The 13,622-nt window shown below is 55.3% G+C and carries 14 protein-coding genes; all 14 read left to right on the top strand.

The window, feature by feature from the left end:
* Positions 1-3 precede the first annotated feature (3 nt).
* The 14 genes from hisC (at position 4) to F2P67_RS23890 (ending at position 13,595) form a co-directional block, all read left to right on the top strand.
* Positions 4-1,116: a histidinol-phosphate transaminase gene (hisC, locus tag F2P67_RS23955; RefSeq protein WP_016986958.1), complete on the top strand. Its 1,113-nt coding sequence runs from the start codon at positions 4-6 to the stop codon at positions 1,114-1,116.
* A 28-nt stretch (positions 1,117-1,144) separates the two neighbouring features.
* Positions 1,145-3,352: a bifunctional prephenate dehydrogenase/3-phosphoshikimate 1-carboxyvinyltransferase gene (locus tag F2P67_RS23950; RefSeq protein ID WP_246226546.1), complete on the top strand. Its 2,208-nt coding sequence runs from the start codon at positions 1,145-1,147 to the stop codon at positions 3,350-3,352.
* A complete protein-coding gene (gene cmk / locus F2P67_RS23945; RefSeq protein WP_166224580.1) occupies positions 3,349-4,038 on the top strand; it encodes a (d)CMP kinase in 690 nt (229 codons plus the stop codon). Before F2P67_RS23950 ends, cmk begins: the two co-directional genes overlap by 4 nt.
* Before the next feature lie 119 nt (positions 4,039-4,157).
* Positions 4,158-5,843 carry a 30S ribosomal protein S1 gene (gene rpsA, locus F2P67_RS23940; protein WP_007963626.1) on the top strand — a complete coding sequence of 562 codons (1,686 nt, stop codon included), beginning with the start codon at positions 4,158-4,160 and terminating at the stop codon, positions 5,841-5,843.
* A 213-nt stretch (positions 5,844-6,056) separates the two neighbouring features.
* The gene (locus F2P67_RS23935) at positions 6,057-6,332 is read left to right on the top strand and encodes a hypothetical protein (RefSeq protein ID WP_166224577.1); all 276 of its coding nucleotides are present in this window, start codon (positions 6,057-6,059) and stop codon (positions 6,330-6,332) included.
* Between the two features lie 154 nt (positions 6,333-6,486).
* Positions 6,487-6,783 (top strand): integration host factor subunit beta, encoded by a 297-nt coding sequence (gene ihfB, locus F2P67_RS23930; RefSeq protein ID WP_003189779.1) that lies wholly within the window; start codon positions 6,487-6,489, stop codon positions 6,781-6,783.
* Between the two features lie 27 nt (positions 6,784-6,810).
* Positions 6,811-7,050 (top strand): lipopolysaccharide assembly protein LapA domain-containing protein, encoded by a 240-nt coding sequence (locus F2P67_RS23925; protein ID WP_166224574.1) that lies wholly within the window; start codon positions 6,811-6,813, stop codon positions 7,048-7,050.
* Positions 7,051-7,274: 224 nt separating this feature from the next.
* Positions 7,275-8,351, top strand: a complete 1,077-nt coding sequence (gene rfbB / locus F2P67_RS23920) for a dTDP-glucose 4,6-dehydratase (protein ID WP_166224571.1) — start codon at positions 7,275-7,277, stop codon at positions 8,349-8,351.
* Entirely contained in the window at positions 8,348-9,229 is an 882-nt protein-coding gene (gene rfbD / locus F2P67_RS23915) for a dTDP-4-dehydrorhamnose reductase (protein WP_166224568.1), read from the top strand. The genes rfbB and rfbD overlap by 4 nt, the downstream gene beginning before the upstream one ends.
* On the top strand, positions 9,226-10,116 hold the full coding sequence (gene rfbA / locus F2P67_RS23910) for a glucose-1-phosphate thymidylyltransferase RfbA (protein WP_166224565.1): 891 nt from the start codon (positions 9,226-9,228) through the stop codon (positions 10,114-10,116). Before rfbD ends, rfbA begins: the two co-directional genes overlap by 4 nt.
* Before the next feature lie 54 nt (positions 10,117-10,170).
* Entirely contained in the window at positions 10,171-11,094 is a 924-nt protein-coding gene (locus F2P67_RS23905) for a glycosyltransferase (protein ID WP_166224562.1), read from the top strand.
* Positions 11,091-12,053 (top strand): UDP-glucose 4-epimerase family protein, encoded by a 963-nt coding sequence (locus F2P67_RS23900; protein WP_166224559.1) that lies wholly within the window; start codon positions 11,091-11,093, stop codon positions 12,051-12,053. The genes F2P67_RS23905 and F2P67_RS23900 overlap by 4 nt, the downstream gene beginning before the upstream one ends.
* Positions 12,050-13,066 carry an MraY family glycosyltransferase gene (locus tag F2P67_RS23895; RefSeq protein ID WP_166224557.1) on the top strand — a complete coding sequence of 339 codons (1,017 nt, stop codon included), beginning with the start codon at positions 12,050-12,052 and terminating at the stop codon, positions 13,064-13,066. Before F2P67_RS23900 ends, F2P67_RS23895 begins: the two co-directional genes overlap by 4 nt.
* A 220-nt stretch (positions 13,067-13,286) precedes the next feature.
* Positions 13,287-13,595, top strand: coding sequence for a hypothetical protein (locus tag F2P67_RS23890; RefSeq protein ID WP_166224554.1), 309 nt, complete (start codon positions 13,287-13,289; stop codon positions 13,593-13,595).
* The last annotated feature ends 27 nt before the right edge of the window (positions 13,596-13,622 follow it).

Here is a 13,622-nt window from a genome sequence, read left to right as displayed (position 1 = left end):
GTAATGAGTGGCAATTTCCTCGCTCTGGCACAGCCGGGCGTGCAACAACTTTCGCCGTACGTTCCGGGCAAGCCTGTGGACGAACTGGCGCGCGAGCTGGATCTGGATCCAGCAAAAATCGTCAAACTGGCAAGCAATGAAAACCCGCTGGGTGCCAGTCCAAAGGCCTTGGCGGCGATTCGCGAAGAACTGGCCGAGCTGACCCGTTATCCGGACGGTAACGGTTTCGCGCTGAAATCCCTGCTGGCCGAGCAGTGCCGCGTCGAGTTGAACCAGGTCACCTTGGGCAATGGCTCGAACGACATTCTTGAACTGGTCGCGCGCGCTTATCTGGCGCCAGGCCTGAATGCTGTGTTCAGCGAGCACGCGTTCGCCGTGTATCCGATTGCGACTCAGGCGGTCGGCGCGCAGGCCAAAGTGGTGCCGGCAAAGGATTGGGGGCACGATCTGCCTGCAATGCTCGCGGCCATCGATGCCAACACCCGCGTGGTGTTTATTGCCAACCCGAACAACCCGACCGGCACCTGGTTCGGCGCTGAAGCGCTGGACGAATTCCTGCAGGACGTTCCGGAGCATGTGCTGGTGGTGCTGGACGAGGCGTACATCGAGTACGCCGAAGGCAGCGACTTGCCGGATGGCCTGGACTTCCTCGCGGCTTATCCAAACCTGCTGGTGTCGCGCACGTTCTCCAAGGCCTACGGTCTGGCGGCGTTGCGCGTCGGCTACGGTCTGTCCACTCCAGTGGTGGCGGATGTATTGAACCGTGTTCGTCAGCCCTTCAACGTCAACAGCCTTGCGCTGGCAGCGGCATGTGCTGCGCTGAAAGACGAGGAGTATCTGGCGCAGAGTCGTCAGCTCAACGAAGCGGGCATGCAGCAGTTGCAAGCCGGTTTTCGTGAGTTGGGTCTGAGCTGGATCGAATCCAAAGGCAACTTCATTTGCGTCGATCTGGCTCAGGTAGCCGCTCCGGTATTTCAGGGCTTGCTGCGCGAAGGCGTGATCGTGCGTCCGGTGGCCAACTACGGCATGCCGAACCACCTGCGGGTGACCATCGGTCTGCCGGCGGAAAACAGCCGCTTCCTCGAAGCGCTGCGCAAGGTTCTGGCTCGTGGGTGATGTCACTGCTCTGCAATCTGCTGCACCTATGATCGGTCGCCTTGTGGTGGTCGGTCTGGGGTTGATCGGTGGTTCGTTTGCCAAAGGCTTGCGCGAAAGTGGTGTGTGCCGCGAAGTGGTCGGGGTCGATCTCGACCCGCAATCGCGCAAGCTGGCGGTCGAGTTGGGTGTGGTGGATCGCTGCGAAGATGACCTCGTGGCAGCTTGCCAGGGCGCGGACGTGATTCAGTTGGCGGTGCCGATCCTTGCCATGGAAAAGGTGCTCGCGCGTCTGGCGAGCATGGATCTGGGGCAGGCGATTCTGACCGATGTCGGCAGCGCCAAAGGCAATGTGGTTCGCGCAGCAACCGAGGCGTTTGGCGGCATGCCGGCGCGCTTTGTGCCCGGGCATCCGATTGCCGGTTCCGAGCAGAGCGGGGTGGAAGCCTCCAATGTCGAACTGTTCCGTCGCCATAAAGTGATCCTCACACCGCTTGAACAGACCGATCCGGCAGCGCTGGCTGTCGTCGATCGTCTGTGGCGCGAACTAGGTGCCGATGTCGAGCACATGCAGGTCGAGCGTCATGACGAAGTGTTGGCGGCGACCAGTCATTTGCCGCATCTGCTGGCGTTCGGTCTGGTCGATTCGTTGGCCAAGCGCAATGAAAATCTTGAGATCTTCCGTTACGCTGCGGGCGGTTTCCGCGATTTCACAAGAATCGCCGGAAGCGACCCGGTGATGTGGCACGACATCTTTCTCGCCAACCGCGAGGCTGTCCTGCGCACACTCGATACATTTCGCAGCGATCTCGACGCCTTGCGCGACGCGGTCGATGCAGGGGATGGGCACCAATTGTTGGGCGTTTTCACTCGCGCCCGGGTTGCCCGCGAGCATTTCAGTAAAATCCTGGCCCGCAGGGCCTATGTGGACGCTATGAATTCCAACGATCTGATCTTCCTGGCTCAACCTGGTGGCCGCCTGTCCGGTCGGATTCGCGTACCGGGTGACAAATCCATTTCCCACCGTTCGATCATGCTCGGCTCGCTGGCCGAAGGCGTCACGGAAGTCGAAGGCTTCCTCGAGGGCGAAGACGCCCTGGCGACCTTGCAGGCGTTCCGCGACATGGGCGTGGTTATCGAAGGCCCGCATCACGGCCGCGTGACCATTCACGGTGTCGGCCTGCATGGCCTGAAACCAGCGCCGGGCCCGATCTATCTGGGCAACTCCGGTACTTCGATGCGTCTGCTGTCCGGCCTGCTGGCCGCGCAGAACTTCGACAGCACCCTGACAGGTGATGCGTCGCTGTCCAAGCGTCCGATGAATCGCGTGGCCAATCCGCTGCGTGAAATGGGCGCCGTGATCGAAACTGCTGCCGAAGGTCGTCCGCCGATGACCATTCGCGGCGGTCATAAGCTAAAAGGCCTGACTTACACCATGCCGATGGCCAGTGCGCAGGTGAAATCCTGCCTGCTGCTCGCCGGTCTGTACGCTGAAGGCAAGACCACCGTTACCGAACCTGCGCCGACCCGTGACCACACCGAGCGCATGTTGCGTGGCTTCGGCTACCCGGTCAGCGTTGAAGGCGCTACTGCTTCGGTCGAGTCCGGCGGCAAGCTGACAGCTACTCATATCGAAGTGCCGGGCGACATCTCGTCGTCGGCATTCTTCCTGGTGGCTGCTTCGATTGCCGAAGGTTCGGAGTTGGTGCTCGAGCACGTCGGCATCAACCCGACCCGTACCGGCGTCATCGACATCCTGCGCCTTATGGGCGCGGATATCACGCTGGAAAACCAGCGTGAAGTGGGCGGCGAACCAGTGGCTGACCTGCGCGTGCGGGCAGCTAAACTCAAAGGTATCGAGATTCCGGAAGCGCTGGTTCCGCTGGCCATCGACGAATTCCCGGTGCTGTTCGTGGCTGCTGCCTGTGCCGAAGGGCGCACCGTGCTGACCGGCGCTGAAGAGTTGCGGGTCAAGGAATCGGATCGTATCCAGGTGATGGCGGACGGTCTGTTGGCACTGGGCGTCAAATGCCAGCCAACGCCGGACGGCATCATCATCGACGGCGGCCAGATTGGCGGCGGCGAAGTGCATGGTCACGGCGATCACCGTATCGCCATGGCTTTCAGCGTGGCGTCCTTGTGCGCAACCGCACCGATCCGTATCCATGATTGCGCCAACGTCGCGACGTCGTTCCCGAACTTCCTCGCGTTGTGCGGTCAGGTCGGCATTCGTGTGGCTCAAGAGGCTCAGTCGTGAAAAACATTGCACCGGTCATCACCATCGATGGGCCTAGCGGCTCTGGCAAGGGCACGGTAGCCGGGATTCTGGCCAAGCGTCTGGGCTGGAATCTGCTGGATTCCGGAGCGCTTTACCGCCTGCTGGCGTTCGCTGCGCATAATCATGGTGTCGACCTGACCAATGAAGAACTGCTGAAGAAACTGGCCGCTCATCTGGATGTGCAGTTCATTGCGGCGACCGACGGTCAGTTGCAACGCATCATTCTGGAAGGCGATGAAGTCAGCGACGTGATACGCACGGAAAGCGTCGGTTCCGGCGCTTCGCAAGTGGCTGCATTGCCCGCTGTACGCGAGGCGCTGCTGCAGCGCCAGCGTGCATTTCAGGAAACGCCGGGCCTTGTAGCGGATGGTCGCGACATGGGTACAGTGGTTTTTCCTGATGCGCCGCTGAAGATTTTCCTGACCGCCAGTGCCGAGGAGAGGGCGCGCCGTCGATATTTGCAGTTGAAGGGCAAAGTCGAGGGTGTTAGTCTGTCGAGTCTGCTAGATGAGATCCGTGCGCGCGACGAGCGTGACACCCAGCGAGCGGTAGCCCCGCTTAAACCGGCGGCTGACGCCATACAGCTGGATTCCACGGAGTTGTCCATCGATCAGGTGCTTGAACGCATCATGAGCGAGATCGCCATTCGCGATATCGCCGGGTGACCAAGAAGGCGGCAGGGGACCAGTCATAGTCCTGCAGCGCTTCTTCTATATGAAACTAACCCACACCGTCTGGGGTGTGGAGATGGGCGTATCCTTCGCCCTCATTTACAGGAATTAAAATGAGCGAAAGCTTTGCGGAACTCTTTGAAGAAAGCCTAAAAACCCTGAACCTTCAGGCAGGCTCCATCATCACCGGTGTTATCGTTGATATCGATTACCAGGCTCGCTGGGTAACCGTTCACGCTGGCCTGAAGTCTGAAGCACTCATCCCGCTTGAGCAGTTCTACAACGACGCTGGCGATCTGACTATCAATGTCGGTGACGAAGTTCACGTTGCTCTGGACTCGGTTGAAGACGGTTTCGGTGAAACCAAGCTGTCCCGTGAAAAAGCCAAGCGCGCTGAATGCTGGATCGTTCTGGAAGCAGCCTTCGCAGCTGAGGAAGTGGTCAAGGGCGTTATCAACGGTAAGGTTAAAGGCGGCTTCACTGTCGACGTTAACGGCATCCGTGCGTTCCTGCCAGGTTCCCTGGTTGACGTCCGTCCAGTGCGCGACACCACGCACCTGGAAGGCAAAGAGCTGGAATTCAAGGTCATCAAGCTGGACCAGAAGCGCAACAACGTTGTCGTTTCCCGTCGCAGCGTCCTGGAAGCCGAGAACTCCGCCGAGCGTGAAGCTCTGCTGGAATCCCTGCAGGAAGGCCAGCAAGTCAAAGGTATCGTCAAAAACCTCACCGATTACGGCGCATTCGTCGATCTGGGTGGCGTGGACGGCCTGCTGCACATCACCGACATGGCCTGGAAGCGCATCAAGCATCCTTCCGAGATCGTCAACGTTGGTGACGAAATCGACGTTAAGGTTCTGAAGTACGATCGCGAGCGCAATCGTGTTTCCCTGGGCCTGAAGCAACTGGGCGAAGATCCATGGGTTGCTATTAAAGCCCGTTACCCAGAAAGCACTCGCGTTACCGCTCGTGTAACCAACCTGACCGACTACGGCTGCTTCGCAGAGCTGGAAGAAGGCGTTGAAGGTCTGGTACACGTTTCGGAAATGGACTGGACCAACAAGAACATCCACCCTTCGAAAGTCGTACAAGTCGGCGACGAAGTGGAAGTTATGGTTCTGGACATCGACGAAGAGCGTCGTCGTATCTCCCTGGGCATCAAGCAGTGCAAGTCGAACCCGTGGGAAGACTTCTCTGGCCAGTTCAATAAGGGCGACAAGATCTCCGGCACCATCAAGTCGATCACCGATTTCGGTATCTTCATTGGTCTGGACGGCGGCATCGACGGTCTGGTTCACCTGTCCGACATCTCCTGGAACGAAGTGGGCGAAGAAGCCGTACGTCGTTTCAAGAAGGGCGACGAGCTGGACACCGTTATCCTGTCGGTTGACCCAGAGCGCGAGCGTATCTCCCTGGGTATCAAGCAACTGGAAAGCGATCCGTTCTCCGAGTACGTCTCGGTTAACGACAAAGGCGCAATCGTTACTGGCACCGTGAAAGAAGTTGACGCCAAAGGCGCCATCATCGTTCTGGCCGACGATATCGAAGCGACTCTGAAAGCCTCCGAAATCAGCCGTGACCGCGTTGAAGACGCGCGCAACGTTCTGAAAGAAGGCCAGGAAGTAGAAGCCAAGATCATCAGCGTTGATCGTAAGAGCCGTGTAATTCAGCTGTCGATCAAATCGAAAGACGATGCTGAAGAGAAAGAAGCTATCCAGAGTCTGAAAGCAGCTCCGGAAGGCGAAGCAGCTGACACCACTATGGCGGCACTGCTGCGTCAAGCAATGGCTAAACAGAACTGAGTTCTGTCTGACCATTAAAAAGGGCGACTTCGGTCGCCCTTTTTTGTGTCTGCGATTTGGTGTCATGTAAATTCCTCGCACGCTCAAGCATTTACGTGAAACCAATGCTCGTGCCCGGCGGTCTGTTTGTTTAATCGGATCAATCGTCTATTCGCGGCTAAGCTTGGTCTTAAGCGTGTAGTAGTCGGGCAGTTGCCTGGCATAAGGAAGTGGATGAACAAGTTAATTGTCCTCACGGCAATTTTGCTGTTGGCCGGCTGTACTACCAGCGCAAAGACTCATGCGGTGCGTGGTGTCAGTGGTATCGAAATCGATTGCTCCGGTCTCGGGTCCGGTTGGGAGAAGTGCCAAAAGCGCGCGGCGAAGGAGTGCAAAGGTGATGGCTACAAGGTGATTACGCGGTCTGATGATGCCAAGGATGATGAATTCCCGTTCGGCTTCAATCCTGCGGGATACGTGACTCGAACCATGTTGGTGATCTGCCGCTAATGGCGCAGATGTTCCAGAAGGGTGAATCGATGCTCAAAAAAAGGGCGTTTCGGCGCCGAGGAAGATATGTCAATCCCTGGGCTGTTCAAAATCTTCCGGGCGTGCTAAAACCTTTCAAGCGCTGATCTAGCTGCTTGAAAAAGAAGGGAAAAATATGACGAAGTCGGAGTTGATCGAACGAATTGTCACCCATCAAGGGCTACTCTCATCGAAAGATGTGGAGCTGGCCATCAAGACCATGCTTGAACAAATGTCCCAATGCCTGGCTACCGGCGATCGCATCGAGATCCGTGGGTTTGGCAGCTTCTCTCTGCACTACCGTGCGCCGCGCGTCGGCCGCAATCCGAAGACTGGTCAGTCTGTCAGTCTGGACGGTAAATTTGTTCCGCACTTCAAGCCGGGCAAAGAGTTGCGCGACCGAGTGAACGAGGAAGAGGAGGAGGGGGTTTGACAGTCGCTACCATTCAGGGAGTTACCCATGCGTAACCTTAAGCGCATACTTCTTGGCGTTTTTATTCTCTTGCTGGTGTTGGTGATTCTGGCCTTTGTTCTTGAGAATCAACAATCAGTGTCGTTATTGTTTCTGGGTTTGTCTGGGCCTCAGTTGCCGGTATCACTTGTCGTGGTTTTGGCGTTGCTGATTGGCATGTTGATTGGTCCATTATTCGCCTGGTTTCTGGGGCGTTCGTCCAGGGCTGCGCGCAAACGTCTTATCTAAGGCGACAGGTGCAGGGCGTCTGTCGAAATTGCCTCTCTACCTGTCTTTATCCATTAGTAAAACGTTCGCTAAGCTGTAAAATGCAGCCCTTGTTCGATAGTGCCTGCTTTGTACATCGACTCAGACTGACTCTGACGGAAGCCGTATCTTTGACGGTTTTTGCATTCATGGATTAGACGGCGCTCGTTGGTGGCGCTGTCCGCAGCTCAAGGGTATGGTTTCGCGTGAAAATTCTAGTAACCGGCGGCGCCGGGTTTATCGGCTCGGCAGTCATCCGTCACATTATCTCCAACACTACCGACTCTGTCGTTAACGTCGATAAGCTGACTTACGCCGGTAATCTGGAGTCATTGGCGCAAGTTAGCCAGAATCCACGTTACGTGTTCGAGCGTGTCGATATTTGCGACCGTGAGCAGATCGACCGTGTCCTACGTGAGCATCAACCGGATGCAATCATGCATTTGGCCGCAGAGTCTCACGTTGATCGCTCGATCTCAGGCCCATCCGAGTTCATCCAGACGAACATCATTGGCACTTACACTTTGCTGGAAGCGGCCCGCCATTACTGGGCTGCGTTGGATGATGTGCGTAAAGCCAACTTCCGTTTTCACCATATTTCGACTGACGAAGTTTATGGTGACCTGGAAGGCCCGGAAGATCTGTTCACCGAAACCACGCCTTATCAGCCCAGCTCGCCTTATTCGGCCAGCAAAGCCAGTTCCGATCACTTGGTTCGCGCCTGGGCTCGCACCTATGGGTTGCCAACGCTGGTAACCAATTGTTCCAACAACTACGGCCCGTGCCACTTCCCTGAGAAGCTGATACCGCTGATCATTCTTAATGCGCTGGAAGGTAAGCCACTGCCGGTTTACGGCAAGGGTAACCAGGTTCGTGACTGGCTCTACGTCGAAGATCACGCCCGTGCACTTTACAAAGTCGTGACCGAAGGCGTCATCGGTGAGACGTACAACATTGGCGGTCACAACGAGAAGCAAAACATCGAAGTGGTGAACACTCTTTGTGCACTGCTGGATGAGTTGCGTCCTGATTCAGCTCATCGTCCACATGCCAGCCTGATCACTTATGTTCAGGATCGCCCGGGTCACGATCAGCGTTATGCGATTGATGCAAGCAAAATACAGCGCGAGCTGGGCTGGACGCCGCAAGAGACTTTTGAATCCGGTATCCGTAAAACGGTTGAATGGTATCTGACCAACACTGAATGGGTAGAGCACGTGAAAAGCGGCAGCTATCAGCAGTGGATCGACCAGAATTACAGCGATCGATCGAGCAAGGCATGAAAATCCTTCTCCTGGGAAAAAACGGTCAGGTCGGCTGGGAGCTGCAACGGTCTCTCGCGCCGCTGGGGGAATTGATTTCCCTCGACCGTAACACGGGTGGCGATTTGTCCGATCTGGAAGCATTGCGTGCGACGATTCGCCAGGTCAAGCCTCAGGTCATTGTTAACGCTGCCGCTTACACTGCAGTCGATAAGGCAGAGTCGGAGACCGAACTGGCTGACCGTGTGAACGGTCAGGCGAGTCAGGTCATGGCGCAAGAGGCGGCATCCCTGAGTGCTTGGCTAATTCATTACTCCACCGATTATGTCTTCAGTGGGCAAGGTGCGCAGGCCTGGCAGGAAACCGACTCTGTCGCTCCGGTGAATCACTATGGCGCGAGCAAACTTGCGGGCGAGCAGGCAATTATTGCCTCGGGATGCAAGCATCTGATCTTTCGTACCAGTTGGGTTTATGGCGCTCGCGGCAACAATTTTGCCAAGACTATGCTGCGTCTGGCGAAGGATCGTGAAAGCCTGAGCGTTATCGCCGATCAGATTGGAGCGCCTACTGGCGCCGACTTGATTGCGGATGTCACCGCATTGGCAATTCAGCAAGTCATGCATCGTCCTGAGCTGGCAGGCCTTTATCATTTGGCCGCCGCAGGCGAGGTTTCCTGGTACGGCTATGCCTGTCACGTTATCGATTTTGCCAAGGCTCAAGGTGAAGAGTTGGCAGTGACCGCCGTCAATCCGATCGATACGACCGCTTATCCAACACCTGCGCGTCGCCCGCTGAATTCACGCTTGAATACTCAAAAGCTGCGCGACAACTTTTCTCTACACTTGCCGGATTGGCAAAGTGGCGTAACCCGAATGCTTAGGGAAGTCCTGAATAAATGACCACGACAAATCGTAAAGGCATCATCCTTGCTGGCGGTTCTGGCACGCGCCTGCATCCGTTGACCCTTGGTGTGTCGAAACAGATGCTGCCAATCTATGACAAGCCGATGATCTTTTATCCCTTGTCGGTGTTAATGCTGGCGGGTATGCGCGAAATCCTGATCATCTCGACGCCGGAAGACTTGCCATGTTTCCGCAAGCTGCTGGGTGACGGTAGTGTGTACGGTATCAAGTTGACCTACGCTGAGCAGCCTAGCCCGGACGGCCTTGCACAAGCATTTATCATCGGTGAGGAATTCATCGGCGAGGATCCTTGCTGTCTGATTCTCGGTGACAACATCTTCTACGGTCAGCACTTCTCCGATAACTTGCGTTCGGCAAGCTCTCAACAACAGGGTGCAACGGTATTCGGCTATCACGTGTCCGACCCGGAACGCTTTGGTGTGGTGGAGTTTGATGCTAGCGGTCGCGCACTGAGCATTGAAGAGAAGCCACTAAAGCCGAAGTCCAACTATGCGGTCACCGGCCTGTACTTCTACGACAACGACGTTGTGGAGATTGCCAAGGGCATCAAGCCTTCTGAGCGCGGAGAGCTGGAAATTACCGACGTTAACCGTGCCTACCTTGAGCGCAAAACGCTGAGTGTTGAAATGCTTGGCCGCGGTTTCGCCTGGCTTGATACCGGGACTCATGATTCGCTGCTGGAAGCCAGTCACTTCGTACACACTATCGAGCAGCGACAAGGCTTGAAAGTGGCGTGCCTGGAAGAGATTGCTTACCACAATGGCTGGATCACTGCTGAGCAGTTAGGTGCACAGGCTGATGCCCTGAAGAAAACCGGCTACGGCCAGTATCTGCAAAAGCTTCTGGACTCGCCCTCTCACTGATTCGAACGCTCACTTTTTGAGCGATAGCGTTTACCCGGTGCAAGCAGGAAAGGCATGCCAGTAAAACATCCCAAGGTCGTGGTTTTGCTGGCTGCCTACAATGGCATGCAATGGATTGAGGAGCAGTTGGCTTCAATCCTTGGCCAATCTGCGGTCGACATAACTGTCTATATCAGTATTGATTCTTCCACTGACGGGACCGAAGAGTGGTGCGTGGCTTATGCCGCGACACATCCCGAGGTGCTAATCTTGCCGGCTGCCGGTAGATTTGGTGGGGCCTCTCGCAACTTCTTTCGGCTAGTCCGTGATGTCGATCTTCAAGGTTACGACTACGTGGCCTTTGCCGATCAGGATGACGTGTGGCATTCCGACAAACTGCAGCGCGCTATCCATGCGATTCAAACTCGCGAAGTCGATGCTTACTCTAGTAATGTCACGGCTTTCTGGCCTGATGGAACGACGCATTTACTGGACAAGGCACAGTCTCAGGTTGAATGGGATTTCCTTTTCGAAGCGGCGGGGCCTGGTTGTACTTACGTGATGAACAAGCAGCTCGCAGGTTCACTTAAGGCCTCGATGCTCGATAATTGGCAACTGTTGCAAAAAGTCAGTCTGCATGACTGGTACTGCTATGCCTTTGCACGTAGTCATCGTTACCAATGGTTTATCGATCCGAAACCGTCCATGAATTATCGCCAGCATGAGCGTAATCAGGTCGGTGCCAACAAGGGTTTGAGTCCTCTCATCGCTCGTTATAAAACTATCCATGACGGCTGGTGGTTCAATCAGGTGCAATTGATTGTGCGTCTGGTCGGGCGCTGCAATGACCCTTTTGTTCAAACTTGGCTGCCATTGCGGCGTATGCAACTTGTCACGCTTTCACTGAGTGCCTGGCGTTGCCGGCGTAGGGCTCGGGACAAAGTGTTTTTTTTCTGTATATGTTGGGTTACAGCGATGATAGGGAATAAGTCTAGATGATCGCTCCGAAGGTATTGATTACCGGGGCAGGCGGCTTTGTCGGAGAAGCGGTGGTGTTCAAGTTGCTGGTCGATAAGAGGTTTTATCCCATTGCAGCTGTACGAGGTGCGACCCGCCTGCAAGGACTGTGTCCTGTTCAGTACTTTGATATGAGCGATGACAAGTCGCTGCCTGTGCTGCATGGTGTGCAAGTTGTCGTTCATGCAGCGGCGCGAGTGCATGTCATGAAGGAAGTGGCGGCAAATGCGCTGGAAGCGTTTCGTGAGGTTAATGTAGAAGGTACTCTCCGGTTGGCGCAATGTGCTGCCGCCTCGGGGGTCAAACGGTTTATTTTTCTCAGTTCAATCAAAGTCAATGGTGAGAGCACTGTTACCGGCAAGCCATTCAAGGCTGATGACCTGCCCAATCCTCAAGATCCATATGGTGTTTCCAAATACGAGGCCGAGGAACGTCTGAGTCAATTGGGTCGCGAGACAGGTATGGAGGTGGTGATTATTCGTCCGCCACTGGTTTACGGGCCAGGAGTTAAAGCGAACTTTCTGAGTATGCTCCGTTGGCTTGGCAAAGGCATTCCTTTGCCCTTGGGGGCAATTGAAAACCGGCGAAGCATGGTTTCAATCAACAATTTGGTGAGTTTTATTGTCACCTGCCTCGACCATCCTGCTGCCGCGAATCAAACTTTTCTGGTGAGTGATGGCGAGGACTTATCTACCAGTCAATTGTTGCGTCGACTCTCAAAAGCTTTGGGGCAACCGTCTAGGCTTCTGCCAATACCCCAATGGCTGTTGACGTTGTCAGCTTCATTGCTGGGTAAAAAGTCAGTAGCGCAAAGAGTGTTTGGCTCATTGCAAGTCGATATCAGCAAAAATCGTGATCTGCTCGGATGGAGTCCCTCTGCGAATATGGACGAGACGTTGCGGCAGACCGCCGGTTATTATCTGGAAAAACTAACGAAATGAATGTCTGGTGGCTTCTACTTGCCGTATTCGCCGGTGCATGGTCACTCACGCTGTTTTTACGTCGTTACGCTTTGACGAAGAGCTTGATGGATATACCAAACGAGCGTAGTTCGCACTCAATTCCGACTCCCCGAGGTGGGGGCGTGGCTATCGTAGTCACCTTTCTTCTGGCGCTTCCGGTGCTGGCCGGTCTCGGACTGTTGAGCTTCTCTGCCTTGTGTGGGTTGTTGGGGTCGGGTCTGTTCGTGGCCTTGATCGGATTTGCTGATGATCATGGGCATATTGCCGCCAGATGGCGATTGCTGGGTCATTTCGTTGCTGCGGGTTGGGCGTTGTTTTGGCTTGACGGTCTTCCTGTCATGCATTTCTTCGGCGTCAGTGTTGACTTGGGTTGGGTTGGCAGTGTGTTGGCTTTGGTGTACCTGGTCTGGATGTTGAATCTTTACAACTTCATGGATGGCATCGATGGTCTGGCCAGTGTGGAGGCGATCTGCGTTTGCCTTGGAAGTTGTGTTGTCGCAGGTTTGTCTGGCCATGTCGATTCAATGTGGACCGCCCTTGTGTTGGCTGCCGGAGTAAGTGGCTTCCTTTGCTGGAACTTTCCGCCTGCCCGTATATTCATGGGCGACGCGGGGAGTGGCTTTCTTGGGTTGATCCTGGGTTTTATGAGCATTTCCGCTGCGTGGGCTTCAAGCGAATTACTATGGAGTTGGCTGATACTTTTAGGTGTGTTCATCGTAGATGCAACGTGGACGCTCATCCGGCGTTTGTTGAGTGGCGACAAGGTCTATGAAGCGCACCGTAGTCATGCCTATCAATACGCATCGAGAAAATACGGGAGCCACAAGCTCGTCACGCTTTCGGTCGTCGCGATAAATCTATTGTGGCTACTGCCCATGGCGATTGCCGTGGGAGTCGAGAAAATCCCAGCCCTTGTCGGCATCGCAATTGCGTACGTTCCATTGGCGATAATCGCTTTCGTATTCCGGGCCGGGGAGCGTGAGCGGGCTTAGATCTGGTTGGTCGAAGCTGTTCAAATGCGGGGTTAAGTGATGTCTTTAACTGGACAATCCCCCTCTGTCCGGCGATCGATTTCGACGCCGCTGCGAGAGGGGCAGCCATTATGAAAAGCCTCGGCAGACGAAGTCCAAATGCGGGATAACCGGGTTATACTCCTGCGCCCAGCAAGCGATAGATAACGGCCAGAGCGTTAGGCCTTCGGAGTGTGGCGAGATGGAAATCACCGAACTTGATCCGGTTTATTTTGAGCAGCGCGACCTTTTCTCTGCATTCTCCATGGCGGCTATGGGGCTTTCGCCTGCCCGGCCGATTGGTCGCATGACCGATTCCACGTTCAATCCCAAAGTCGGCCAATACGCTCTTGCACTGGAATCTTTTCAGTACTTTATAGTGGCTTGCCCGAAAATGGTCATCCGTCCGGTGCGCAGCCATGGCGTGCTGATCCACCGCTGGGCTGCACCCCTCATCAAAACTGGCTACGGCCTGCGCCTAAAACGCATCCTGAAAGAGACCGTGTATTAATGATTGTTACGCGCTTAAGCATTCCTG

The sequence above is a fragment of the Pseudomonas atagonensis genome, assembly GCF_011369485.1.
GTDB lineage: Bacteria > Pseudomonadota > Gammaproteobacteria > Pseudomonadales > Pseudomonadaceae > Aquipseudomonas > Aquipseudomonas atagonensis.
This window is presented reverse-complemented; position numbering and strand designations above follow the sequence as displayed.